Genomic DNA, 25,161 nt, shown 5'->3' with positions numbered 1-25,161 from the left:
GTCTCCTAGCTCAGCCCTTGATGCCGGTCTGTGCGACGCCCTGGACCAGCCAGCGCTGGAGGAACAGGAACACGAACACCAGGGGCAGGATGGAAATGGCCGTGGCCATGAAGATCAGATGGAAGTTGACGGTCTGGTTGGTCATGTACGAGGAGAGCGCGACCTGCACCGTCCACGCCTCCTGGTCCTGGCCGATGACCAGGGGCCACAGGAAGGCGTTCCAGCCGCTGATGAAGGTGATGGTCGCGATGGCCGCGAAGAAGTTCAGGGAGTTCGGTACGACGATCCGCCAGTACGCGCCCCAGTAGCCGAGCCCGTCCACCCGCGCCGCCTCCTCCAGTTCCTTCGGGAAGCCCAGGAAGTACTGGCGGAACAGGAAGCAGGTGAAGCCGCTGAACAGGCCGGGGACGACCAGGCCACGCAGGCTGGACACCCAGCCGAGGGAGGACACCAGCACGAAGCTGGGCACGAAGGTGACGGCGGTCGGCACCATGAGGGTGACGAGGACGGCGTAGAAGATCTTGTCGGCGTGGCGGTAGGGGATACGGGCGAGGCCGTATCCGGCGAGCGAGCACACCAGCAGCGTGCCGACTGTATGCAGTACACCGACGACGGCCGAGTTCCACAGCGACTGCGCGAACGGCACCGTCGGATCGTCGAACAGCTCACCGATGTTCCCCCACTGGATCTCGGTGGGGAAGAACTTCCAGTTCTCGCCGGTGATCTCGGCGTCCGTGGACAGCGCGTTGCGCACGATCAGATAGAAGGGGACCAGGAAGAGGAAGGCGGCGACACCGGTCGCCAGGTACAGGCCGACGGAGCCCGCCCCGCGGGTGCGCTGGGTCACTTCGACTCCTCCCCTCGCCCGAAGCCCATGATCCGGCCCTGGAGCAGGGTGACGACGCAGATCAGCAGGGTCAGGATCATCGCGCCCGCGCTGCCGGAGCCGTAGTCCTGGTTCTCGCCCAGGGCGGTGTAGTACAGCTCGACCAGCGGCGGACGGCCCCAGGTGGTCTTGTTCAGCAGGTTGAAGAACTCGTCGAACGCCTGGTAGGCGGCGACGAGCAGCAGCAGGATCACGGCCGTGGAAGTGGCCCGCAGCTGCGGCAGGGTGACATGGCGGAAGGTCTGCAGGCCCGGCCTGGCGCCGTCGATCGCGGCCGCCTCGTACAGCTCCTGCGGGATGTTCTGCAGAGCCGCCAGGAAAAGGATCATGTAGAAGCCGGCCTGGAGCCACAGCCGTACGGTCAGGACGACCAGCCAGTACCAGGGCGGGTCGGGGTTGGCCAGCCAGGCGATGTCGTCCGCGCCGAACCAGCCGAGCACGGTGTTCATCAGCCCGAAGCGGACGCCGCTGAAGACGGACATCTTCCAGATCAGCGAGGCGGCGACGAAACTGACCGCGGTCGGCAGGAAGAACACCGACCGGAAGAACGCCTTCATGAAGCGGATCCGGTGCACCAGCAGCGCCAGCCCGAGCGACAGCGCCCAGGTGATCGGGACGACGATCGCGGCGAAGACGGTGAAGGTGACGAGGGAGTCGACGAACTTGTCGTTCGTCAGCATGTACCGGTAGTTGTCGAACCCGACGAACGTGCTGGGCGTGACGGTGTAGCGGGCCTCGAAGAAGGAGAGGTACGCGCTCCAGCCGATCGGGATGTAGACGAAGATCGCCAGCCCGGTCAGGAACGGTCCGGTGAACAGCCAGAAGGCGAGGGTCCGGCCGCGGACCCCGCGTTGCCGCCCGAGCGCGGGGGCCTTGCCGGCGGCGAGGCTCTCGGCGGGCCGCGAGGGTGTGGTGGTCGACATGGTCGTGGTCCGTCCGCCGGCCTATCCGAAGAGCTTCTTCAGCTCACGGCCCACGGTCTTGTCGGCCTTGTCGAGCGCGGCCTCGGGGCTGCCGCCCTTGCGGACGGAGTCGGCGATGACGCCCTCCAGGGCGACGATCATGGCCTGTGTCCAGGCCGGGTTGTCGAAGTGCCCGAACTCGTTGAAGAGCTTCACGCCCTCCGCGGCCAGACCCGACTTCAGCTTGTCGGCGGACTCGGCGAGCGAGGTGCGCGGCGGGATGTGGAAGCCGTAGGACAGCGCCCAGTCCTCCTGGTACTCCTTCTGGTCGATCCACAGCCACTTCACGTACCCCTTCGCCTCGTCGACGTGCTTCGACCTGGCGTTGACGAACATCGACCAGCCGCCGTTGACCACGGCCGGCTTCGCGCCGTCCGCCGAGGACGGGAACGGGATGATGCCGACATCGTCGCCGAGCGCCTTCTCGATCACCGGCATCGCCCACATACCGCACCACTGCATCGCGACCAGGCCCTGGGTGAGCGCCGACGGGTCCCACCAGTCGGCGGGCGCGTCCAGCAGCAGATGCCCGTCGGCGAACATGCCGCGCAGCTTGCCGAGCCCGGCGGCCACCGCGTCCGTGTGGTAGGCGATCCGGTTGTTCTCGTCGAGCGTGTCGGCGCCGGCCGACCAGATCAGCGGGTTCATCACCGGGACGATGGTGTTGCCGAGGAAGAGCCCCTTGACGTTGTCGGTGGTCAGCTTGGCCGCGGCCTCGACCAGTTCGTCCAGCGTGGTGGGCGGCTCGACGCCCGCGTCCGCCAGCATCGACTTGCGGTAGTAGAAGAACTGCGGGTCGTCGATCATGCGGACGCCCCATATCTTCCCGTCGATGGTGTGCGAGGCGATGTCGGCCTGGTTGAAGTCGTCCTTCACCGGGCTGACGATGTCGGTCAGATCCGCCACCTGGCCGCTGCGGACGAGCTGGATCTGCGGGTGGAACTCGAAGACGTCCGGCGCGTTCTCGGTGAGCAGCGCGGAGAACAGCTTGCTCTCGAAGTTCGACCCGGTGATCCACTGCGTGCTGACCGCGGCGTCCTTGTAGGCCTTCGCGTACCGCTTGACCGCCTGCTCGGTGCCGGCCTCGCCGTAGGCGTGGAAGTACTGCACCAGGCTCGTCCCCGAACCCGCCCCGCCGCCACGGCCGTTGTTGCCTCCGCACGCGGCCAGCCCGCCGACGGCGGCCAGTCCCATGGCGGCCCGCAGTACGGACCGGCGGTCCCAGGTGTTGTTGCTGAATGCCGACATGCTGACGTCCTTGTCTCGAGTGCGGGGTTGCGGCTCAGATGGCTCAAACGGGCTTGCGGTGCGGGACGTTAACCTTGGACTAAGCCTTCGGCAAGGGGTTGGACGAAGTCTGTTCGAAGCGTTGCGCAACGTTCGTGATACCGGACGTGACGGAGCGGCGGGCCACCACGGACGTGGCCCGCCGGCCGTCGGAACCGGTCGGACTAGTGCCGGAACCAGGCCTGGTTGGCCCCGCCCGTGCAGCTGTACAGGATCACCCGGCTGCCGTCCGCGGTCGCCTGCCCGCTGACGTCCAGGCACTTGCCGGTGGCCTCGCTCACGATCTGCCCGTTGCCGTTCAGCAGCCAGCGCTGGGCCGCGTCACCGGTGAACTCGGCACTGGTCGCGAGCCCCGGACTCCCCGCCGTCAGATACCCGTCGGCGTTCTTCAGGGCGCCCCTCGCGTCGTACGACCACTGCTGCCCGGCCCCGTCGGCGCAGCTGCCGATCGCGGCCCCCGAGGCGTCCGCCGTCAGGCACTTGCCGGACTGCCGGCCCTGCCAGGCCCCCGTCACCGCCGTACTGCCGCGGCCCTTCCGGTCGAAGACGTACGTCGTGACGGAGCGCGCGGCGAGTGTCGCCGAGACGGCGCCGTCCGCGCCCACCGACGGCTTCGCCACCGACGCCCAGTCCTCGCTCGCCGACGTACGCACCGCCTTCACCGCCCGCACCGGGCTGTCACTGTTGAAGTGCAGGTCCAGCGGGGTGTCGGTGGTGTTGTGGTTGTTCACCACGACCACCCACTTGCCCTTGCTGTCGTACGCGCTCACCTCGACGCCGTCCGGCGCGCCGGTCACGTTGTGCGCGACGGCGCCCGGCCGGACGAACTTGCTGTACTGGCCGAGCGCGTAGTAGCGCTTGGTGAAGTACAGCGTCTGGTTGCCGTTCGTCGCGTAGTCCGGGTCGTAGTAGATCAGGCCGTCGTTCCAGCCGTCGTCGTTCCTCGCGTACGGGTCGGAGCCGATCATCTCGGACAGCGCGACCCACCAGTGGAACGCCGAGTCGTGGGCGGTGGCGAAGTCCTTGTGGATGATCCGGGACAGGTTCAGGCCGCCGTCGATCGTCGGGTCGTACTCCTTCGCCCAGCCCGTGCCGCCCTGGCCGAAGCAGCAGATCTCCGTCGACCAGGACGGCTTGCCGACCGCCTTCGACGTCTCGTGGATCCGCGCCCGCTGGTCGTCGCCCGGGTTGTCGTACGTGTGGTGGGCGAGCCTGGACACGTACCGCGCCGTGCCCGGCTGGGCGATCCACTGCGGCAGTTCGGTGTTGAACTGCACGGTGCTGCTGGACTCGTCCGCGATGATCCCGGTCCGCTGGTGCCGGGCGCGCTGCTCGGCGCCGAGCGCCCGCACGATGTCGTCCCGCTGGTCGACCGGGACGAGCATGCCCTCCTGGCCGCACGAGTCGAAGCTGTTCGTCGGCTCGTTGAACGGGCTGATGTAGTCGAACCGGGCGCCCCGCGCGGCGAAGTGGTCGGTGACGTCGGCGACGTAGTCGGCGAAGTCCTCGGTGTTCTCCGCCTTCAGGTGGCCGCCGCAGCTCTGACCGTTGGACTTCCACTCGGCGGGCGCGCTGTTGACGAACGCGATCAGGTCCTCGACGCCGTACTCCGCCGCGTACTTCAGGAACGTACGGCCGCCCTCGTCCCGCGACCAGTCGTACGTGCCGTCGTCGGCACGGAAGTCCTCCGGTGCCCGGGACGGCGTGGTCACCGCCGTACCGCCGCCGCCGATGTTGTAGCGGTAGGCGCTCAGGTCCAGGCCCTGCTCGGAGAACAGCAGCCGCGCGACCCGGGCCCGGACCTTCGGGTCGAAGTTCTTCAGGTCGTTCACCCACCAGGCGCCGGACGCGCCGAGGTTGTCGATGGTCTGGGCGGCGTGCGGGGAGACCTCGGCGGGCGCCGGTCCGGCGGCGGTCGCGGGGGGTGCGGACATCAGGGCTCCGGTGACGGCCAGTGTGGCCGCGGCCGTCCCGAGGATCGATCTGCTGGTGCGCAACGTGCATCCCTTCCGTCGTCATGAAGGCGGTGCGGTACGGCTCCTTGCAGGGGTGGTGGTACGTCGTACGGGCTGTGCCTTCTTCCTCTGCGGCCCGACCGGCCGCAGCGCGCCCTCCAGCGCGAACGTCGCCGCGCCCAGGCACACCGGGTCGGTGGGGATCGGGGAGAGGACGATCTCGGTGGCGGTGAGCGGCCGCCGCAGCGCGTGGCGGGCCATGGCCTCGCGCACCTCGGCGAGCAGCGGCTCGCCCAGCGTGGCCGCGACCCAGCTGCTGAGCACCACCACCTCCGGGTTGAGCAGATTGACCAGGTCGGCGATGCCGGCGCCGAGATAGCGGGCGGTGTCCCGCACCACCTTCACGGCCACCGGGTCACCCGCGGCGACCCCGCGCGCCAGCGCGTCCACCGTGGCGGTCTGGTCCTCGGGGTGCAGCAGGGCGCTGCCGGGGCTCAGCTCCCGCAGGTTCAGCATGATCCCGGGCGCGCCGACGTACGTCTCCACACAGCCGTGGTTGCCGCAGTGGCACAGCCGCCCGTCCAGGACGAGCGTGGTGTGCCCCCACTCGCCGGCGCTGTTGCTGACGCCCCGGTGCAGCCCGCCGCCGAGCACCAGACCGGCGCCCACGCCGGTGCCGAGGTTCACCACCACGGCGTCCCCGCGCCCGCGCGCCGCCCCGAACCACAGCTCGGCGACCGCGCAGGCGCGCAGCGGATTGTCCAGGTGGAGCGGGTAGGCGATGTGCTCGGTGAGCAGGTCGAGCAGCGGCACGTCGTGCCAGTCCCAGTTCGGCGCGTACTCGGCGACGCCGGTGTCCCGGTCCACCTGCCCCGGCACGCTCACCCCGACGCCCAGCACCCGGGCACCCTCGACGCCGGCCTGCGCGACCACCGAGCCGACGGCCGCGGCGACATGGCCGACCACCTGCTCGGGACGGCTCTCGCCGGGCCGCATGTCCTCCTCGGCGCGCGCCAGCACGTTCAGCGCCAGGTCGAACAGCTCGACATGGACGTACGTCTCCGCGATGTCCACGCCGATCAACGCGCCCCCCGACGCGTTGACGGCGACCAGACCCCGGGGGCGGCCGCCCGCCGAGTCCTCGAACCCGACCTCGATGATCATCCCGAGGTCGAGCAGCTCGCCGACGAGGGTGGCGACCGTGGCGAGACTCAGCCCCGTGGCGGCCGCCAGCTCCTGCCGGGAGGTGGGCGACTCGGCGATGATCTGGCGCAGCACCTCGTAGCGGTTGGCGGTGCGGATGTCGCGAGATGTGCCGCGCTTCATCGAACTCCCTTCGCTCATGCGGAACCGGGCACGGCGGCACCGGCGCGGCGCAAGGCTATGGCGAACGGGAGAGTTTCGACAAGGGGTTCGGAAAGGGGGTGTAAGAAGTCGGTCGGATTGTGCGGGGCGCGGCGTCAAACGGCATGTCCGTCCGTCGGCGCAGCGCCCCGGCGCCAGGTCCGTCAGCCCTCCAGCACGTTCCGTACGAACGCGTTGGTGAACTTCCCCTCGGGATCCAGCTCCCGGGCGAGCGCCGCGAAGTCGCCGAGCCGCGGATACCGCTCCCGCACCACACCCGCCGGCACCGCGAAGACCTTGCCCCAGTGCGGCCGCGCGCCGAACCCGTCCAGCGCCTGTTCCACGCGCAGCACCGCCGGGAGGACCGCCGCCGGGTCCGCGATCCAGGTGAAGTGCAGGGCCACCGAGTCCCGTCCGTACGCGGGGCTCAGCCACTGGTCGTCGGCGGCGACGGTGCGGATCTCGCAGGTCTGCAGTACGGGGGCGACCGTATCCCGGATCCTGTCGATCGCATACAGCGCGTCGACCGCCGACCCCCGCGGCAGCAGATACTCCGACTGCAACTCGTCCCCGCTGCTCGGCGTGAACTCCGCCCGGAAGTGCGGCAGCCGCTCGTGCCACGGCCCCGGCACGCCGAACTGCTCGGTGCAGTTCACCGCCGGCATCCCCGGTACCGGATGCATCGCCTCGGTCGCGGGCGCGGCCCGGTCGAACCCGGCGTACGGCTGATCCGCCCGCCGCTTCACCCACACCTGCCGGAATCCGGGCGCGCCCCAGTCGGTGAACAGGCTGACGCTGTACGCCGCCCCCATCACCGCCTCGAGGCCGTCCGAATCCAGCCCCGCGAGCGGCAGTTCGGTGAACACGTACTGCTCCACCTCGAACGCGGGCTCCAGTTCGAGGGTGAGGGCGGTGACGACGCCGAGCGCGCCCAGCGAGGTCACCGCGCCGCCGAACCGTTCCTCGCCCCGCCCGATCCGCACGGTCTCCCCGTCGGCGGTGACCAGCTCCACCTCGCGCACGGCGACGGAGAGCGGCCCGTTGCCGATGCCCGAACCGTGCGTCCCGGTCGCCACCGAACCGGCCACCGAGATGTGCGGCAGCGACGCCATGTTCGGCAGCGCCAGCCCGTGCCGGTGCACCACACGGGCCAGTTCGGCGTACCGGACGCCGCCCGCGACCCGGACCGTCCGCGCCGAGGTGTCCACGTCGATCGCGGGCGGCAGCTCGGCGAGCGACAGCAGGACCCCGTCGGGGCCCGGTTCGGCGATCTCGTTGAACGAGTGCCCGCTGCCCAGCACCCGCACCCGCCCGCTTCCCGCGACGAGCGCGCGCAGCGCGTCGAGGGAGCGCGGGCGGTGCAGTTCCTTGGCGGCGTACGTGATGTTGCCCGCCCAGTTGGTCACGGGTGCGGTCGCGGTCATGCGGTGGGTCCTCCCCGGGGATCGAGACCGAGGCAGTGTAAGGCGCGGCGGTCCGCGGGTGTGAAGCGCTTACTTCTACCTGGCTGTGCTCCCGGCGCCCTCTTCCGTGTCCTGCTCCTGTCCCGCCTCCTGCTCCTGACCCCCTGCTCTCGCCCCCTCCTGCTCCTGACCTCTGCTCCCGCCCCCTCCTGCTCCTGACCTCTGCTCCCGCCCCCTCCCCGGCAGGGCCTCAGCGCTCCGTAGCGAGCCCCGCCACCACCAGGTCGACCAGGCGGCGCAGCCGGCGGTGGACGGTGTCGGGTCCGCCGCCCGAGCCGCCGATGCCGGAGGCGGCGGCGAGCATGGCGGAGGCCGTCTCCAGCGGCTCGGCGGTGTCGGCGAGCAGCTGGGCGAGGACGTAGACCAGCTTCTCGTCCACCGGGCTCAGGCCCATGGCCTGCGCCTGCTCCACCAGCTCCTGCCGGTAGCGGGGCTCGGCGAGCCCCGCCGTGGCGTCCAGCCGCACCGCCAGCACGCCGTACACCCGGTCCGCGAGCGTCCCCTCGGCGTCGCGGGCCCGGTGCGCCGCCGCCATCAGCCGGCCGGTCACCTGCTCGGCGACCGCCGCGAACACGTCCTGCTTGTTGCGGAAGTACTGGTACAGCGCGGGGCGGGAGACCCCGGCGGCCTGCGCCACCAGGTCCATCGACGTCTGCCGGAAGCCGTACCGCCCGAACACCTCGACGGCCGCCGTCACGATCTCTTCCCGCTTGCCCATGCTGACGACTCTGACGAAAACTGTCAGAAACGTCAAGGCTCACGGTGGACCCGGCTGCACACCTCAGAAGGCATGGGGCATACCGTGAGGAGTCGAACGTCGCACCACGGAATCGCCGCAGGGAGGAGACAGGGATGGGCAGCCGCACCGCGCTCGTCGAGGATCTGATGGAGCGCTTCCCGCATGTGCCGCGGGAGGCGGTCTTCAAGGAGGACCTGCTGCGCGGCGGCGTGGCCTTCGACCCGTCCGCGCTCAGCGACAACGAGGGCGGCGAGGTCAAGCCGAAGTCGTACTTCATCTTCTCCTTCGACCACGGCACCCTGCCCGAGCTGGGCGAGGCCGCGCTGCGCCGCCCGCCCGAGGAGATCATCCTCACCGGCGGCCCCTACGACCTGCGCCGCACCGTCGTCTCGGTCCGGGTGAACCCGGCCTCGCCGTACCGGGTCGCCGCCGACGACTCGGGCATGCTCGGCCTCTACATCGACGGCAAGCGCATCGCCGACGTCGGCGTGCCCCCGATGCCCGAGTACTACCGGCACACCCTCTCCAACGGGAAGTCCGTCATGGAGGTGGCCCCCACCATCCAGTGGGGCTACCTGATCTACCTGACCGTCTTCCGCGTCTGCCAGTACTTCGGCGCCAAGGAGGAGTGCCAGTACTGCGACATCAACCACAACTGGCGACAGCACAAGGCCGCCGGTCGACCGTATACAGGAGTCAAGGACGTCGAGGAGGTCCTCGAGGCCCTGGAGATCATCGACCGGTACGACACCCAGAAGGCGTCCACCGCCTACACCCTCACCGGCGGCGCCATCACCAAGACCGTCGCGGGCCGCGACGAGGCCGACTTCTACGGCCACTACGCCAAGGCCATCGAGGAGCGCTTCCCCGGCCGCTGGATCGGCAAGGTCGTCGCCCAGGCGCTGCCCAAGGCCGACGTGCAGCGCTTCAAGGACTACGGCGTGCAGATCTACCACCCCAACTACGAGGTGTGGGACGAGTACCTGTTCAAGATGTACTGCCCCGGCAAGGAGCGCTACGTCGGCCGCGACGAGTGGCACAAGCGCATCCTCGACTCGGCGGAGATCTTCGGCGCCCGCAACGTCATCCCCAACTTCGTGGCCGGCGTGGAGATGGCCGAGCCCTTCGGCTTCACCACCGTCGACGAGGCCATCGCCTCCACCACCGAGGGCCTGCGCTTCTTCATGTCCCACGGCATCACGCCGCGCTTCACCACCTGGTGCCCCGAGCCCACCACCCCGCTCGGCAAGGCCAACCCGCAGGGCGCGCCGCTCGAGTACCACATCCGGCTGCTGGAGGCGTACCGCGCCACCATGGACGAGTTCGGCCTGACCTCCCCGCCCGGCTACGGCCCGCCCGGCCCCGGCAACGCCGTCTTCTCCGTCAGCTCCTTCATGGACAGCCTCCCCGCGCAGGAGACGGCCGCTGCCGGAAAGTGAACCCCGGGACAGCGCTTGTCAGTTGTGGGCGAACCGTGAAAGGGTCGTGCCCGCCCTCGAGGTTCCCCGCAACTCCCCGCTCTTCTGTGACGAGTTGACCGCGCCGAGTCGACTGTGACGAGTTGACCGCGGTGAGTTGACCGTGGGTGAGTTGACCTCGCACGTGCCCGCGCACGCAGGAGACCCATGCCCGACCTGCCGACCCCCCGGGACGCCACCGAGGAGGCGCTGTTCACCGAGTGCTGGGACACGGTGCTCTCCTACGCCGACCTGTGCACCTCCGGCTCCGCGGCGGCCGGCCGGCTCGCCCGGGAGGCGTTCGCCCGGGGCATGCGCGAAGTCCGCGGCGCCGAGTCCGCCGTACCCCGGGGCCCCGGCCGCCGTCCCGCCCGGCTGCCGCGCATCCCGCTGCTGCTGACCGCCGTACGCGACACGGCGGCCGACTGGGAGGCCGCGGGGGAGGGGCACCACCTCGACCCCGATCTGCGGCTGTGGCTCAACTCCGACAAGGCCGCCCGCCACACCGGGCCCCCGCAGCGCCGTCCGCTCGCCCTGCGCGGGCTGCGCGACATGCAGGAACCGGACGCCGCGCTGCTCTGGCTGACCGAGGTGGAGGCCCTGCCGCTGCCCGTCGCCGCCCGGCGGCTCGGCCTGGACCCGGCCGGAGCGACCGCCGAACTCGCCGAGGTCCGCGCCCTGTTCCGGGACCGCTGCCTGCGCGGCCACCGCGACGCGCCGCTCGACCCGACCTGCCGCGGCTACGCCCGTCTCCTCGACGCGGTCACCCGCAACCCGGCCACCGAGAGCCCCGAGGACCTGACCCGGCACCTCGCCCACTGCGTCCACTGCTCCGAGGCCGCCGCATGCCTGCGCACGCACGGCGGCGGACTGCCCGCCGCCCTCGCCGGCGGGGTGATCGGCTGGGGCGGCCTCGCCTATCTGGAACGCCGCCGCCGCGCCGCCGAGGCCCGGCTCGGCCCCGGCCGCCCCGACGACTTCGAGCGGGACCCGGAGGAGACCGGGGCGCACAAGGCACGCGTCCTGCGCAACGGGCTGCTCGTCGCCGCCGTCCTCGTCTCCGTGCTGGCGCTCGCCGTCACCCTGGTCCCCTTCGACGGCACCGGCGACCACGCCGCCGCTCCCGCCGACTCGGCCGACCGCCAGCCGGTCGCCGACCCGCACCCGTCCCGGCCGGGCCCCGAGCCCTCCCGGCGTCTCACGACCCCGTCGGCCGACTCGGGCTCCGCCGGCCCGACCCGCCGGTCCGGGCCGCGGTCCACCGACGCCACCGACGCGCCCGAAGGCACCCGAGGCACCGAAGGCGCCGACGCCGCCGACCGGCCCCACCGCCCCGACCCCGACCCGGACCCCGAGCCCCAGGGGACCGCCGCCTCCACCGCCCCCGCTCCACCCCCCGGCGAGACCACGTCCCCGTCCTGCCATGTCCGCTACTCCCTCGCCGGCCAGTGGCCCGACGGCTTCCAGGCCACCGTCACCGTCCACACCGACCGCGCCCTCGACGACTGGCGCGTCGGCTGGACCTTCCCCGACGGCCAGCGGGTGAACCAGATGTGGGACGCGACCCACACCCAGGACGGCTCCCGCGTCACCGCCCGCGCCGCCCACTACAACCGGACGGTCCCCGCCGACGGCACCCTCACCTTCGGCTTCCTCGCCTCCTGGCAGGGCCGCAACGCACCGGCGTACGACTTCACCCTCAACGGCCGCCCCTGCGGCACCTCCTGAGCGGGAAAGCCCTAGGGGGTGTCTCGCCGATCATGCCGGGCTCGCGGCACCTGGCACCGCGCCTCGCCGCGTTGTCGTCGGTCCCCGATTCCCCCAAGCTCTCGGCTCCGCTCGAGCAGGGGGGACCCCCATCGCATCGGCTCCCTCCTCCGCCTTGCGATGCACGGCGCCAGACGCCGCTCCCTGATCCGGCCTGATCGGCGAGACACCCCCTAGTGGAAAACGCGTTGACGGCGCACCACGGGGCCGGGCTAGAGTTACGACCGTTCCGCGGTGGCCGACCCGCCACCGCCGCCGGATACGAGTGTGTGACGAGGAGGTGTCGACCGATGGCTGTCGTTGCGATGGGCGCTGCCCGCATCCAGGAGTTCATCAAGTCCACCTCCGCGGTCACCGGCTGACCTCACACACCTTCATCCCTCCATGCCGGGACCGCCCTTGTGAAGGGCCCTTCCCTTGACTTCCACTTCGGTTTCCTCCGCCCTCGCCCCCTACGGCTGGGACGACGCCTGGGCGGAGCAGTTCACCCTGTACGACTCCGAAGGGCTGCTGCCCGGACGGGTCGTCCGGGTCGACCGCGGGCAGTGCGACGTGGTCACCGCGGACGGCGTGATCCGCGCCGACACCGCCTTCGTCACCCCGCACGACCCGATGCGGGTCGTGTGCACCGGCGACTGGGTCGCCGTCGACCCCGAGGGCGGCAACCCGCGCTACGTCCGCGCGTACCTGCCGCGCCGGACCGCGTTCGTGCGGTCCACCTCCTCCAAGCGGTCCGAGGGGCAGATCCTCGCCGCCAACGTCGACCACGCCATCGTCGCCGTCTCCCTCGCCGTCGAACTCGACCTCGGCCGCGTCGAACGCTTCCTGGCACTCGCCTGGGAATCCGGGGCGCAACCCGTCGTCGTCCTCACCAAGGCCGACCTCGTCCCCGACCCGGTGACGCTGTCGCACCTCGTCCAGGACGTGGAGACCTCCGCGCCCGGCGTCCCCGTGCTCACCGTCAGCGCGCTCGACGGGGAGGGGCTGGACGTGCTCACCGCCGTCCTCGGCACCGGCACGTCCGTGCTGCTCGGGCAGTCCGGCGCGGGCAAGTCCACGCTCGCCAACGCCCTCAAGGGCGAGGACGTCATGACGGTGCAGGCCGCCCGGGACGTGGACGGCAAGGGCCGGCACACCACCACCACCCGCAACCTGCTCGCCCTGCCGGGCGGCGGAGTGCTGATCGACACCCCCGGCCTGCGGGGCGTTGGCCTCTACGACGCCGAGACCGGCGTCGGACAGGTGTTCTCCGAGATCGAGGAGCTGGCCGAGCGGTGCCGGTTCCACGACTGCGCCCACGAGGCCGAGCCCGGCTGCGCGGTGCTCGACGCCGTCGACACCGGCGAACTGCCCGCCCGTCGGCTCGACAGCTACCGCAAGCTCAAGCGCGAGAACCAGTGGATCGTGGCCAAGACCGACGCCCGCGTCAGGTCGGAGATCCGCAAGGACTGGAAGCGCAAGCACGCGGAGGGCCGGGCGGCGATGGAGGCCAAGCGGAAGGGGTGGCGGTAGGACCATCATCGGGTGGCGGTAGGACCACCATCGGGTGGCGGTAGGCACCCATCGGTCGGCGCCGACTCCCGCACCGGGCTCGGTGTCCGATTTCCGCCAGCGGTCCGTGCCGCCGCGGCGGACACTGGACGGTGTGATGGACGAAGACAGCAGGTACGAGGCCGTACGCAGCCGGGACGCCCGGTTCGACGGGGCGTTCTTCTTCGCCGTCGAGACCACCGGCATCTACTGCCGGCCGAGCTGCCCGGCGGTGACGCCGAAACGGCGCAACGTACGGTTCTTCGCGACGGCCGCCGCCGCGCAGGGCTCCGGTTTCCGGGCCTGCCGGCGGTGCCGTCCGGACGCCGTGCCCGGCTCGGCCGACTGGAACGTCCGCGCGGACGTCGTCGGCCGGGCCATGCGCCTGATCGGCGACGGCGTCGTCGACCGGGAGGGCGTGGCGGGACTCGCCGCGCGGCTCGGCTACAGCGCGCGGCAGGTCCAGCGGCAGCTCACCGCCGAGCTGGGCGCCGGACCGGTCGCGCTCGCCCGGGCGCAGCGGGCGCACACCGCGCGCGTCCTGCTGCAGACCACCGGCCTGCCGGTCACCGAGATCGCCTTCGCGTCGGGGTTCGCCAGCGTGCGGCAGTTCAACGACACGATGCGGGCCGTGTACGCGTCGACCCCGACCGAACTGCGGGCCGCGGCCCCCAAGGGCCGCCGCACGGCGAACCGCACCAGCGCCGGCATCCCGCTGCGGCTCGCCCACCGAGGCCCCTACCAGGCCGGGCACGTGTTCGACCTGCTGGAGCGGGAGGCCGTGCCCGGCGTCGAGGAGATCGGCGGTCCGCCCGGCCGCCGCACCTACCGGCGCACCCTGCGGCTGCCGTACGGCACCGGCATCGTCGCCGTCGACGAACGCCCCGGCGCGCCGCGCTCGGCCACCGGCGGCTGGCTCGACGCCCGGCTGCACCTGACCGACCCCCGCGATCTGACCACCGCCGTGCAGCGGCTGCGACGGCTGTTCGACCTCGACGCCGACCCGTTCGCCGTCGACGAGCGGCTGGGCGCCGACCCGCGCCTCGCCCCGCTGGTCGCGGCCCGGCCGGGACTGCGGTCACCGGGCGCCGCCGACCCGGAGGAGCTGGCGGTACGGGCGCTGGTGGGGCGCATCGCCGCCGAGGACCTGGTACGGCGGTACGGCAAGGCGCTCGACGCGCCGTGCGGCACCCTCACCCACCTCTTCCCCGAACCGGCCGTCCTCGCGGAGGCCGAGCCCCACGGCCCGCTCGGCGCGCTCACCGCCGCCCTCGCCGACGGCGCCGTACGCCTCGATCCCGGCGCCGACCGCGACGACGCGCAGGCCGCGCTGCTCGCGCTGCCCGGCCTCGACGCGGCCACCGTCGCCGTCATCCGCACCCGCGCCCTGGGCGACCCCGACGTCGCCCCGCCCGGCGCGGACGTCCCCGACACCTGGCGCCCCTGGCGCTCGTATGCCGTACGACACCTGCGAGCAGCAGGGGAGTAGGAGAAACCGTGCACACCGGAACGACTGAACCGACCGCACCGACTGGGCCTGCTGAGCCTGCTGTGCCTGCTGTGCCGAGCGCGGCGACGTACTGGACGCACCTCGACAGCCCCCTCGGCACCCTCCTCCTCACCGCCGACCCGGACGGCGCCCTGACGTCCCTCTCCGTGCCCGGCCAGAAGGGCGGGCGTACGGTCCTGGAGGGCTGGCGGCAGGACCCCGGCCCGTTCCGCGAGGCCGCCGCGCAGCTCACCGCCTACCTCGCCGGCGAGCTCAAGGAGTTCCACCTTCCTCTGCGGACCCACGGCACCGCCTTCCGCGAGCGGGTCTGGGCCGCCCTCGACACCATCCCCTACGGGGCGACCACGACGTACGGCGAGATCGCCGCGCGGATCGGCGCGTCCCGCGCGGCCGTACGGGCCGTCGGCGGCGCCATCGGCGCCAACCCCCTGCTGATCGTCCGCCCCTGCCACCGCGTGATCGGCGCCGACGGCTCGCTCACCGGCTACGCGGGCGGCCTCGACCGCAAGATCCGGCTGCTCACCCTGGAGGGAGTGCCGGTCCAGGACCTGGCCTAGGGGGCGTCTCCGTCCAGGCCCCAGCTGTGGATCCAGCGCGGGTGGATGCGGATCAGTTCCTCGCTGAAGTGCGGGCCCAGGTCGTGGGGGCCGGTGAGCAGTTCGGCCTCGCCGCGGATCTCGATGCCGCGCACCTGCCACGGCTGGACGCTCACGATGTCGTCGACGACCAGGGACAGCCGGGGGTTCTGCCCCAGGTTGCGCCACTTCTTCGTACGGCCCATGGCGTACCCGCCGATCAGGATCGTGCCGTCGTCCTGGGGGAAGAAGCCGACGGGGTTCGCCTGCGGCTGCCCCCGGGGGTCCACGGTGGCCAGCCGCCCCAGCCGCTGCTCCTTCAGATACGCCCGCTCCGCCTCACTGAACTCGGTCATGCCGCCCAGCCAAGCACGCTGCCGCCCACGGCACATCGGTTTCCCGCCCTAGGCCCTGTTGTTTGGATCACCCCGGCGTCGCGGGGCCTGGCACGCCCATCTGCCGCGTTGTCGTCGGTCCCCGACGCTCCGCGTCGACTCCCTCCTCCGCCTTGCAGCTGCACGCACCAGACCCCGCTCGACTCGGCCAAGACGTACCGTTCCTCACAGCCGGCCTGATCCAAACGACAGGGCCTAGGCCGGAGGGACCAGCCGGAGGGACCAGCCGCAGAGACGAGGGGGCTCAGCCCCAGAACACCGCGCCCAGCCACGCCCCCATGATCAGCAAGCAGGCGAACAGCTCCACCAGCACACTCGTCCCGCCCGACCGCATCGTGGCCCGCAGCGCCGCCCGGGCCTCCCCGGACCGGCCCAGACGCAGGCGTTCGGCGAGGTAGATGCCGCCCATGAAACCGGGGATCGCCCCCAGCACCGGCAGCAGGAAGAAGCCGAGCAGCGCGCCGAGCCCCGCGTACACCGCCATCCGGGGAGTGGCACCGCCCGCCCGCAGCCGCCGGGGCGGCAGCACCCAGCGCACCACCTGGGCGAGGAACAGCACGACCGTCGCCCCCACCAGCACCCCCCACGTGACCGGCCGGGGATCCTTCAGCGCCCACCACATCACCGCGGCCCACACCAGCCACGAACCGGGCGCACCCGGCACCAGCACTCCGCACAGGCCGAGCAGCATCACCAGGCCGACCAGCAGGAGCTCCCACACTCCCATGAGCCAAGAGTGCAGGAGCCCGCCCCGGCGCGCAGTCCCACGGGAGCGGTACAGCGGGAGCCGTACAGCGGGCGCCGGGTCACGGGCGTTCGCGCGCCACCCAGCCCCGCTCGTACGCGTGCCAGCCCAGCTGGAGCCGGGTCGTCACCCCGGTCAGCTCCATCAGCCGCTTCACCCGGCGCTGCACCGTCCGCAGGCCCAGGTCCAGCTGCTTGGCGACGCTCGCGTCGGTCAGCCCGGCCAGCAGCAGCGACAGCACCTCCAGGTCCGTGCCGTCGGGGCCGTCCGGGCCCTCCTCCCGCACACCGGACGCGCCGAGCCGCAACGGCAGCGCGTCCCGCCACACCGCCTCGAACAGGCCTGACAGCAGCTCCAGCAGCCCGCTCGCGTGCACGACCAGCGCGGCCGGCTCGGCGGTGGGGTGGGTGAGCGGCACCAGCGCCAGCGAGCCGTCGGTGACGACCAGCTTCGTCGGCACCTTGTCCACCACCCGCACCTGCTCGTCACGGCCGAGGGCGGCGGTCAGCTCCGTGATGCCGTGCGGCTGGTCCAGCACGGCCCGCTCCACCACCACCCGGTAGCGCACGCCGCGGGCCGCCGCCTGCTCCTCGGCGTCGTTCTCCATGCCGGTCACGGCCACCGGGGTGCCGGTGACCAGCGCGCACACCTCCTCGCTCGCCGCGAGCTGCAACTGCAGGAACCGCTGGGTGACGGCGGCCGCGCCGATCACCACCTCGACCAGGTCGTGCACGGCCGGCTCCGACGCCGCCGCCCGGTACTCCTCGGCGAGCAGCGCCGCCGCCAGCTCCGCCTTCTCCAGCTCGTGCCGCTGCTGGGCGAGCAGCGCGCCGAGCGCCACGCCCGGCGGGGCGGCCACCCAGCGGCCGGGGCGGGCCGAGGACTGGGCGGCGAGCCCGTGCCGCTCCAGGCGGCGCAGCGCCCGCTCGGTGTCCTGCTCGCCAAGACCCAGGCGCCGGGCCAGATCGGGTACGTCGGCGGCGCCGACCGCGACCAGCGCGCGGTACGCCGACTCGTGCGTCTCGTCCAGCCCTATCGCTGCCAGCACCAGGCTCCGCCCCTCCCCGACGACACGTCCCGCGGTGTCCACGCGTGGCGGGAAACGGCCACGGCGCAAACCCGCCGCCGAACATCATCGCCGTAGCCTCTCGCGCTCTGCCAAGGTGGGGTCACCGGCGCCGACGGGGCCGGGTCTCACGCCGTCGCCGGGCGGCTCTCCCGTGGGGGGTGGAGCCGTCCGGCGACCACCAGCAGCCTTTGCCCGCACCACTGTTCGACATGTCACGGCGTACGGGATTTTCCTGATGCCCCGTTTTCCCACGGCCCGCGCGGTGGACAATTAGGGGCATGAGCCAGCAGGGGGGAAGGCCCACCGGTCACTCCGACGACTGGTGGGGGCAGCTGTACGACGACTCCACCGAGGACACGGGCCCCACACGCACGCCCGACTCCCTGGACGACCGCTTCGCCTCCGCATCCGGAGCCCTCTCCGCGGACCCACCGCCCCCACCGCCACCGCGCGTTCCCGCTCCGCGCCACGACAGCGGGCCTGGGAGCCGGGCGTGGGCCCCGAGGACGCCCGGTGACGCCGCTGCGGGGGATGGCTGGACTTCGACGCCGCCCGGTGACGCCCCTGTGGGGGACGGCTGGTCTCCGGCACCGCCCGGTGGCGCCCCTGCCGGGGGTGGCTGGTCCCCGACGCCGCCCCGTAACGCCCCTGCGGGGGACGGCTGGAGTCCGACGCCGCCCGGCGATGTCCCTGCGGGGGACGGTTGGCCTCCGGCACCGTCCGGTGACGCCCTCGGCGGACACGGCGGACACGGCGGACACGGCTCGGAGCCGCCACCGCGCCCGCCCGGCGACCCACGCCAGGCCCCACCCCGCCCACCGGACCCACCGGCGCCCACGGTCCCCCCACCTGGCGGAAGGCCGCCGGAGCCCGCTGACGCACCACCGTTCGCCCCGACGCCACCGGAGCCCGCCGACCCCCGGCCCGGTGCGAGGCCAACCGGGTCCGCGCCGCAGCCGCTCAGTGCGGGGCCGCCGGAGTCCGCTGCCGCGCCGCCCGGCGGCAGGCCGCCCGAGTCGGCCGGGGCGGTGCCCGGCCCGAGGCCGCCGGAGCCCGCCGGCCCCTCGTCTGACGGCAAGGCGTCCGGGGTCGCGTTCCCGCCGCCCGGCCCGAGGCCGCCGGAGCCCGCCAGCCCCCCGACCGACGGCAAGTCACCCGAAGCCGTCTCCCCACCCCCCACCCCAAGGCCCCCAACCCCCGCCGTCCCGGCGCCCCAGGGCCCCACCGTCTCGACCACCGGGCGGCACACCGCCCCCGCCCCCACGCCACCCGTGCCCCCGCCTCCCACGTCGGCCCCGCCATCCGTCGGCCGGGTGGGCGCGGGAACGGGCGTCGAGGCGGCCGTGCGTGTCACGGGGCCCGGCTACGTCGGGTCCGGGCCTCCGACCTACGATCCCGAGCCCACCGCGCTCCCCGCCGTCGATCCCGACGGCCTCGACGAGCTCGTCCCCGACACCGTGCTGGACGGCGCCCGGCAGGGAACCTGCACGTTGCGCGCGGTCTCGATGCGGGGCGACTCCGCGCGCTACCGGGGTGAACCGCGCCGCGACGCGCTGCTCACCGCCCGCTTCGGCGCCGGGGAGCAGTCGCTGGTGCTGGTGGCGATGGCCACCGGCGCGCGGGCGACCCCCCGCGCCCACCACGCCGCCGCCGAGCTGTGCCGGTGGATCGGCCGGGCCGTCGGCCGCAGTCACGCGCGGCTCGGCGAGGACATCCGCGCCGGCCGCCGCGGCGACCTGAAGTCGGGCCTGCACCGGCTGACCGACCGCAGTCTCGGCAGACTGCGCGGCGCTGCCGTCGAGCAGGGGCTGCGCCCCGAGGAGTACGCGGCGACCCTGCGCTGCCTGCTGCTGCCCGCCGATCCCGCCTGCCGCGTCCGCGTGTTCTTCGGTGTCGGCGCGGGCGGGCTCTTCCGGCTGCGCGACGGCGCCTGGCACGACATCGAACCGCCGGTCACCGAGGTCACCGGTGAGCCCGTCGTCGGTTTCGGCTCGCCGCCGGCCGAGACCCCCGAGGGCGACCGGCTCACCATGGACCTCGGCATCCCCACACCCCCGAGCCCGTACGACCCGCGGCCCGAGCCACCCCGCGAACCGTTCCGGTTCCGCGCCTCCGTAGCCCGACCGGGTGATGTCCTCCTGATGTGCACCGCCGGCCTCGCCGAGCCCCTGCGCGGCGAACCCGGACTCCCCGCGCATCTCACCGAACGGTGGTCCCGCCCGCAGCCTCCGGGCCTCGCCGCGTTCCTCGCCGACACCCAGGTCCGGGTGAAGGGCTACGCCGACGACCGTACGGCGTCGGCCGTTTGGGAGGCGTAACCGCGCCCGCTGTGGATTGATGGAGGGACGGACCCGAGGAGCGGGACGAGACCCAAGGGGTGCATGGATCCATGGCCAAGCAGAACGTCGCCGAGCAGTTCGTCGACATCCTCGCCCGCGCCGGAGTCAAGCGCCTGTACGGCGTCGTGGGCGACAGCCTCAACCCCGTCGTGGACGCCGTCCGCCGCAACTCCGCCATCGACTGGATCCACGTCCGGCACGAGGAGACCGCCGCCTTCGCGGCCGGCGCCGAAGCCCAGATCACCGGCAGGCTGACGGCCTGCGCCGGCTCCTGCGGCCCCGGCAACCTCCACCTCATCAACGGCCTGTACGACGCCCACCGCTCCATGGCCCCGGTCCTCGCCCTCGCCTCGCACATCCCGTCCAGCGAGATCGGCCTCGGCTACTTCCAGGAGACGCATCCCGACCGGCTGTTCCAGGAGTGCAGCCACTACAGCGAGCTGATCTCCAGCCCGAAGCAGATGCCCCGGCTGCTGCAGACCGCCATCCAGAACGCGGTCGGCCGTTCCGGCGTCAGCGTGGTCTCCCTCCCCGGCGACATCGCCGCCGAACCCGCCCCCGACCGGGCCGCCGAGACCGCCCTGGTCACCGCCCGGCCCACGGTCCGCCCCGGCGACGACGAGATCGACCGGCTGGTGAGGATGATCGACGCGGCCGACAAGGTCACCCTGTTCTGCGGCAGCGGCACCGCGGGCGCGCACGCCGAGGTCATGGAGTTCGCAGAGAAGATCAAGTCACCGGTGGGGCACGCCCTGCGCGGCAAGGAGCACATCCAGTACGACAACCCGTACGACGTCGGCATGAGCGGACTCCTCGGCTACGGCGCCGCCTACGAGGCCACCCACGAGTGCGATCTGCTCCTGCTGCTCGGCACCGACTTCCCGTACAACGCCTTCCTGCCGGACGACGTGGCCATCGCCCAGGTCGACGTGCGGCCCGAGCACCTCGGCCGGCGCTCCAAGCTGGACCTCGCCGTGTGGGGCGATGTGAAGGAGACGCTGCGCTGTCTCATCCCGCGGGTGCGGACCAAGGAGAACCGCCGGTTCCTCGACAAGATGCTGAAGAAACACGCGGACGCGCTGGAGGGCGTCGTCAAGGCGTACACCCGCAAGGTCGACAAGCACATCCCGATCCACCCCGAGTACGTCGCCGCCGTCCTCGACGAAGTCGCCGCCGAGGACGCCGTGTTCACGGTCGACACCGGCATGTGCAACGTCTGGGCGGCCCGCTACATCTCGCCCAACGGCCGGCGCCGCATCATCGGCTCCTTCTCCCACGGCTCGATGGCGAACGCGCTGCCGATGGCCATCGGGGCGCAGTTCACCGACCGCCGCCGCCAGGTCGTGTCGATGTCCGGCGACGGCGGGTTCTCCATGCTGATGGGCGACTTCCTCACCCTCGTCCAGTACGACCTGCCGGTGAAGGTCGTGCTCTTCGACAACTCCTCCCTCGGCATGGTCGAACTGGAGATGCTGGTCGCCGGCCTGCCCTCCTACGGCACCGCCAACGCCAACCCCGACTTCGCCGCCGTCGCCCGCGCCTGCGGCGCCTACGGCGTCCGCGTCGAGAAGCCCAAGCAGCTCGCCGGCGCCCTCAAGGACGCCTTCAGACACAAGGGCCCCGCACTCGTCGACGTCGTCACCGACCCCAACGCCCTGTCGATCCCCCCGAAGATCAAGGCCGAGATGGTCACCGGCTTCGCCCTGTCCGCCTCGAAGATCGTGCTGGACGGCGGCGTCGGCCGCATGCTCCAGCTGGCCCGCTCCAACCTCCGCAACGTGCCTCGGCCCTAGGGGGTGTCCGCGAAGCCGCGTTCCGCTCGGCGGCGGGGCCCCGGGGCGGGTGGCGCAGAGCGCGTGGGGAGGGCGCACAGGCGCATTCACGCGAGCGGGGGGCGGACGCCCATGGTGCTCATGGCAGCCCACTGCCACCATGACGGAGGCCGCCGAGCCGGGCCGGCCGTCGGGGGTGTTCGTGGAACTGCTGTTCATCGGCTTCGTCATCTTCTGCGTCTGGGCGTACGTCAGCGAGAAGCAGGAGGAGAAGCGGAAGAGGGAGGCGGCCGAGGCGGAAGCGGCTCGGGCGGCGCGGCTCGGTGACCCCGCTCAGGTCGGTGGCGAACTCGCGCGGATGACACGGCAGGGCGATCCGCAGCGGATGGGTGAGGTCATCGGCCATCTGCCGGCCTGGCCGGTCAGGGACTCGCTGCTCCGCACCGCCGAGTGGCTGGCCGCGCTGACCGCCAACGCCGGTGTGGCGGAGGCGGCGGGCGTGCACAAGGACATCACGGACCGCGTGCGGGCCACCGTCGAAGCGGCCATCACCGAAGTCAGTGCGCTGGCGGTCAAACAGGTCTCGCTCGTACACCTCTACGGCCCCAGCTGGAAGGCGCTGAACGCCGAGATCCGGGGGCGGCTCGAAGCGCAGACCCGGCAACTGGGCCCGATCTGTGCCGCGGCCTCCTCCTTGCGCGACAGCCTCGGGGTCGCCGTGGTGGAGCACCGCGGGGCCGGTGGCGGGGTGCCCGCGGTGGAACAGGATCTGCACGCCCTGGCCGATGCGATACGTCAACTGTCCGAAGGCAGCCCGTATTGAGGGGGCGAGGTGAATGACGGACGAGAAGCGCGATCTCCCGGCGCGGGTGGACGAAGTGCTCGGAGTCGCCGAGCGTCTGGTGCGTTTTCTCCAGACGGTGAATCACGGCGAGCCGCATGACCCGTCACTGACGCGGGAGGTGGTTGCCCGGCTGGACGACATGGAGCACGAGCTGAAGGGACGGCTCGTGGAGGCCACCTTCGAGCGCAATCGTCTCACCAGGCGCATCGCCGGCGCGTCGGCGTCCCGGCAGGAACTCCTGCGCCTCGCGGCACCCTTCGCCAGGACCAGCGACAACGTGGCCGCCCTGCCCCCAGGGGCCGTCGACGCGCTCCGCAGAGCCGCCCGTCTGCGCTCGGACGTGGAGGCGTGGGAGGCCGGGGTGAAGGAAGCGGCAGAAGCCGTCCGAGTGTGCCGGGACTTCGAGGCCCTGCTCCAGGAAGCACGCGCGGACCTGGAACGTAGTGTGCACGCCCTCGAACGACGGCGGCGCACCGCCGGGACCATGCTCGCCTTGGCCCGCCTCGCCGACGGGCTCCGTGTCCTGGACAGCACGGTGCGGAACGACCTGACCGAGCGCACCGAGGACGCCGTGGCCTTGGCCGACACACAGTACGAGACGGCTTTGGACCAGGAGGAGCTGAGGATCCGGCAGCTGTACCGGCTCAGCGCGGACGCCACGCTGGAAGAGGACCTGCGGCGGCTCCGGGAGGATCCGCCGTGATCCCGATCGCCGTCGAGACGCCCCCTAGCTGTAAGGCGCCCAGCGGCGGGCGGAGGTGTCGTACGTGTAGCGGGGCAGGCCCTCGATGGCGCTGGTGCGGAACGGGCGGCCGTGGTCGTCGATCCGAACGGTGCCCGTGCGGCCCTGGGAGGACCAGTCCAGCTCCAGGTACCAGCGGCAGTCGCAGCCCGCGGTCCGCGCGGTGACCAGCAGCACCTCCGGGTCTTCCGCCGACACCCGGTACGGCAGCCGGACCGCCGGGATCGGCGTGCCCGCGTCGTTCCCGGCGACCGAACGGGCGATCGGCCGGTCCTTGTCCAGGTCCACCGCGAAGTGCCGGGGCGTGATCGAACCGCCGCAGCCCTCGTCCATCGCGTAGGCGTTGCCCGCCGCGGGCTCGGTCCGCCCGGCCACGCGCACCCGCAGCGCCTCCAGCACGACGGCCGTGGACGACAGCCCCTGCACGGAGATCCGCACGTTCGTCTCCCTGCCGTGCACCGCGCCCTGCGCCGCCGCCCACGCCCCGGCGTCCTGCGGGACCGGGGGCGGCGGCACCCGGTCCGGCGGCGCGGCGACGACGTAGTCGTGACCGCAGCCGAGCGCCCACACCTGGGAGTCGGCGGTCCAGGCGAGCGGGACGGCGGGGGCGGCGGGCGTGCCGCGGCCGGTGGGGGAGGGACCGGCGGACCGCCTCTTGCCCCGCGCGGGTGGCGACGAGGTCGCCGGAGCCGATGTCTCCGACGGTGTCGCGGAGCGGCTCGGCGTGCGGGTGGGGGACCCGGTGGGCGCCGTACGGGAGTCCGCGGTGGCGGAGTCCGCCGTACGGGACGAAGGCGCCGCCCCGGCGGCCGAGGGACCGCGCTCGGTGGGCAGCGCGGCGAGGCCGCCCACAGTGGCGAGCAGGACACAGGCGACGGCGGCACTGACGACGGTACGGCGACGGCGGTACCAGGGGGCGGGCAGGACCGGGGCCGGGGCAGTGGCTTCCGGCCCGGGGCCCGGCGCCGACGCGGGTCCCGGTGCCGGTGCGGGTTTCGGTGCTGGTACTGGCCCGGGTCCTGGTGCCGGCGCGGCTGCGGCGGCCTCCGCCGACGCGGTCGGCTTGCCCGGCGGGGTGGCCTCGTCCGGTGCGGTGGCCTCGTCCGGTGCGGTGGCCTCGTCCGGTGCGGTGGCGTCCGCCCGCGCGGTGGCTTCCGCCGGTGCCTTCGGTTCGTGGGGTGCGGTGGCCTCGTCGGGTGTGGCGGCTGCCGTCGGTGCGGTGGCCTTCGCCCGTGGGGTGGCCTCCATGAGTGCGATGCCCTCCGCCGGCCCGGTGGCGTCCGCCCTTGCGCCGGCGTCCGCCGGTGCCGTCGCCTCGTCGTCTGCGGCGGCTTCCTCCGGTGTGGCAGCGTCCACCGGCCCGATGACCTCCGCCGATGCGGCGGCCTCCTCCCGTGCGGCAACTTCCACCGGCCCGGCAGCCTCCCCCGGCCCGGCAGCCTCCCGCACTGCCCCAGCCCCGCCCGTCACCACCCCCTGCTCCCCGCGCGGCCGGCGCCGGGCCGCTGCTGCCGACAGCCACCGGCGGTGCAGTTCCAGTCGTTCCTCGGGGGTCGCCCCGCACAGTGCGGCGAAGCGTTCGACGGGGGCGAAGTGCTGCGGGACCGCGTCTCCGGCGCAGTAGCGGTGCAGTGTGGAGGTGTTCATGTTCAGGCGGCGGGCCAGCGAGCCGTAGCTGCGGTCCGTGCGGTCCTTCAGCTCTCGCAGCAGCGCCGCGAACTCGGCGACGTCGTCCTGTCCGGACACCCTTCCCCCGGTGCGCTCACGTCCCGGGACGGCA

20 protein-coding genes are annotated in these 25,161 nt (G+C 72.7%); 9 read left to right on the top strand and 11 right to left on the bottom strand.

Features of this window, described 5'->3' with window-relative positions; translation table 11 throughout:
• Nucleotides 1–10: 10 nt before the first annotated feature.
• The 7 genes from AMK31_RS04725 to AMK31_RS04695 all read right to left on the bottom strand — a co-directional run bounded on the left by AMK31_RS04725 (nt 11) and on the right by AMK31_RS04695 (nt 8,615).
• Nucleotides 11–847: a carbohydrate ABC transporter permease gene (locus AMK31_RS04725; protein ID WP_073939090.1), complete on the bottom strand. Its 837-nt coding sequence runs from the start codon at nt 845–847 to the stop codon at nt 11–13.
• Complete coding sequence (locus AMK31_RS04720) at nt 844–1,809, bottom strand: carbohydrate ABC transporter permease (RefSeq protein WP_073939089.1); 966 nt, start codon at nt 1,807–1,809, stop codon at nt 844–846. The genes AMK31_RS04725 and AMK31_RS04720 overlap by 4 nt, the downstream gene beginning before the upstream one ends.
• 21 nt (nt 1,810–1,830) lie before the next feature.
• The gene (locus AMK31_RS04715; RefSeq protein WP_073939088.1) at nt 1,831–3,096 is read right to left on the bottom strand and encodes an ABC transporter substrate-binding protein; all 1,266 of its coding nucleotides are present in this window, start codon (nt 3,094–3,096) and stop codon (nt 1,831–1,833) included.
• 203 nt (nt 3,097–3,299) lie between these two features.
• On the bottom strand, nt 3,300–5,132 hold the full coding sequence (locus tag AMK31_RS04710; protein ID WP_073939087.1) for a glycoside hydrolase: 1,833 nt from the start codon (nt 5,130–5,132) through the stop codon (nt 3,300–3,302).
• 18 nt (nt 5,133–5,150) lie between these two features.
• Nucleotides 5,151–6,416, bottom strand: a complete 1,266-nt coding sequence (locus tag AMK31_RS04705) for an ROK family transcriptional regulator (protein ID WP_073939086.1) — start codon at nt 6,414–6,416, stop codon at nt 5,151–5,153.
• Nucleotides 6,417–6,598: 182 nt separating this feature from the next.
• Nucleotides 6,599–7,858 (bottom strand): FAD-binding protein, encoded by a 1,260-nt coding sequence (locus tag AMK31_RS04700; RefSeq protein WP_073939085.1) that lies wholly within the window; start codon nt 7,856–7,858, stop codon nt 6,599–6,601.
• 229 nt (nt 7,859–8,087) lie between these two features.
• Nucleotides 8,088–8,615: a TetR/AcrR family transcriptional regulator gene (locus AMK31_RS04695; RefSeq protein WP_073939084.1), complete on the bottom strand. Its 528-nt coding sequence runs from the start codon at nt 8,613–8,615 to the stop codon at nt 8,088–8,090.
• A gap of 134 nt (nt 8,616–8,749) precedes the next feature.
• Here AMK31_RS04695 and AMK31_RS04690 point away from each other — a divergent pair, with 134 nt between their 5' ends.
• The 5 genes from AMK31_RS04690 (at nt 8,750) to AMK31_RS04670 (ending at nt 15,457) form a co-directional block, all read left to right on the top strand.
• Nucleotides 8,750–10,075, top strand: a complete 1,326-nt coding sequence (locus AMK31_RS04690) for a radical SAM protein (RefSeq protein WP_073939083.1) — start codon at nt 8,750–8,752, stop codon at nt 10,073–10,075.
• A gap of 186 nt (nt 10,076–10,261) precedes the next feature.
• Complete coding sequence (locus AMK31_RS04685; protein ID WP_073939082.1) at nt 10,262–11,821, top strand: cellulose-binding domain-containing protein; 1,560 nt, start codon at nt 10,262–10,264, stop codon at nt 11,819–11,821.
• A 456-nt stretch (nt 11,822–12,277) separates the two neighbouring features.
• Complete coding sequence (gene rsgA / locus AMK31_RS04680; RefSeq protein ID WP_073939081.1) at nt 12,278–13,372, top strand: ribosome small subunit-dependent GTPase A; 1,095 nt, start codon at nt 12,278–12,280, stop codon at nt 13,370–13,372.
• Between the two features lie 136 nt (nt 13,373–13,508).
• Entirely contained in the window at nt 13,509–14,879 is a 1,371-nt protein-coding gene (locus tag AMK31_RS04675) for a bifunctional transcriptional activator/DNA repair enzyme AdaA (RefSeq protein WP_107468521.1), read from the top strand.
• A gap of 62 nt (nt 14,880–14,941) precedes the next feature.
• Nucleotides 14,942–15,457, top strand: a complete 516-nt coding sequence (locus tag AMK31_RS04670) for a methylated-DNA--[protein]-cysteine S-methyltransferase (protein ID WP_073939079.1) — start codon at nt 14,942–14,944, stop codon at nt 15,455–15,457.
• Here the strand turns inward: AMK31_RS04670 and AMK31_RS04665 are convergent.
• The 3 genes from AMK31_RS04665 to AMK31_RS04655 all read right to left on the bottom strand — a co-directional run bounded on the left by AMK31_RS04665 (nt 15,454) and on the right by AMK31_RS04655 (nt 17,663).
• Nucleotides 15,454–15,831 (bottom strand): PPOX class F420-dependent oxidoreductase, encoded by a 378-nt coding sequence (locus AMK31_RS04665; RefSeq protein WP_073939078.1) that lies wholly within the window; start codon nt 15,829–15,831, stop codon nt 15,454–15,456. The genes AMK31_RS04670 and AMK31_RS04665 overlap by 4 nt on opposite strands.
• A 283-nt stretch (nt 15,832–16,114) precedes the next feature.
• A complete protein-coding gene (locus AMK31_RS04660) occupies nt 16,115–16,597 on the bottom strand; it encodes a DUF456 domain-containing protein (protein ID WP_073939077.1) in 483 nt (160 codons plus the stop codon).
• 79 nt (nt 16,598–16,676) lie between these two features.
• A complete protein-coding gene (locus AMK31_RS04655; RefSeq protein WP_073939539.1) occupies nt 16,677–17,663 on the bottom strand; it encodes a TrmB family transcriptional regulator in 987 nt (328 codons plus the stop codon).
• Between the two features lie 1,049 nt (nt 17,664–18,712).
• On the opposite strand from AMK31_RS04655, the gene AMK31_RS42275 reads away from it, so the two are divergent.
• The 4 genes from AMK31_RS42275 to AMK31_RS04630 all read left to right on the top strand — a co-directional run bounded on the left by AMK31_RS42275 (nt 18,713) and on the right by AMK31_RS04630 (nt 23,342).
• Entirely contained in the window at nt 18,713–20,002 is a 1,290-nt protein-coding gene (locus AMK31_RS42275) for a protein phosphatase 2C domain-containing protein (RefSeq protein ID WP_079186734.1), read from the top strand.
• 71 nt (nt 20,003–20,073) lie between these two features.
• Complete coding sequence (locus AMK31_RS04640; protein WP_073939076.1) at nt 20,074–21,816, top strand: pyruvate dehydrogenase; 1,743 nt, start codon at nt 20,074–20,076, stop codon at nt 21,814–21,816.
• A 139-nt stretch (nt 21,817–21,955) separates the two neighbouring features.
• On the top strand, nt 21,956–22,618 hold the full coding sequence (locus tag AMK31_RS04635; RefSeq protein WP_073939075.1) for a hypothetical protein: 663 nt from the start codon (nt 21,956–21,958) through the stop codon (nt 22,616–22,618).
• A gap of 13 nt (nt 22,619–22,631) precedes the next feature.
• Nucleotides 22,632–23,342: a hypothetical protein gene (locus AMK31_RS04630; protein WP_073939074.1), complete on the top strand. Its 711-nt coding sequence runs from the start codon at nt 22,632–22,634 to the stop codon at nt 23,340–23,342.
• A 24-nt stretch (nt 23,343–23,366) separates the two neighbouring features.
• Here AMK31_RS04630 and AMK31_RS04625 read toward each other — a convergent pair whose 3' ends face one another.
• On the bottom strand, nt 23,367–25,127 hold the full coding sequence (locus tag AMK31_RS04625; protein WP_073939073.1) for a transcriptional regulator: 1,761 nt from the start codon (nt 25,125–25,127) through the stop codon (nt 23,367–23,369).
• Between the last annotated feature and the right edge of the window lie 34 nt (nt 25,128–25,161).

The sequence above is a fragment of the Streptomyces sp. TSRI0107 genome (genome assembly GCF_001905845.1).
Classification (GTDB): domain Bacteria; phylum Actinomycetota; class Actinomycetes; order Streptomycetales; family Streptomycetaceae; genus Streptomyces.
The sequence above is the reverse complement of the archived record's forward strand: the minus strand, read 5'-3'. Positions and strand labels throughout refer to the sequence as shown.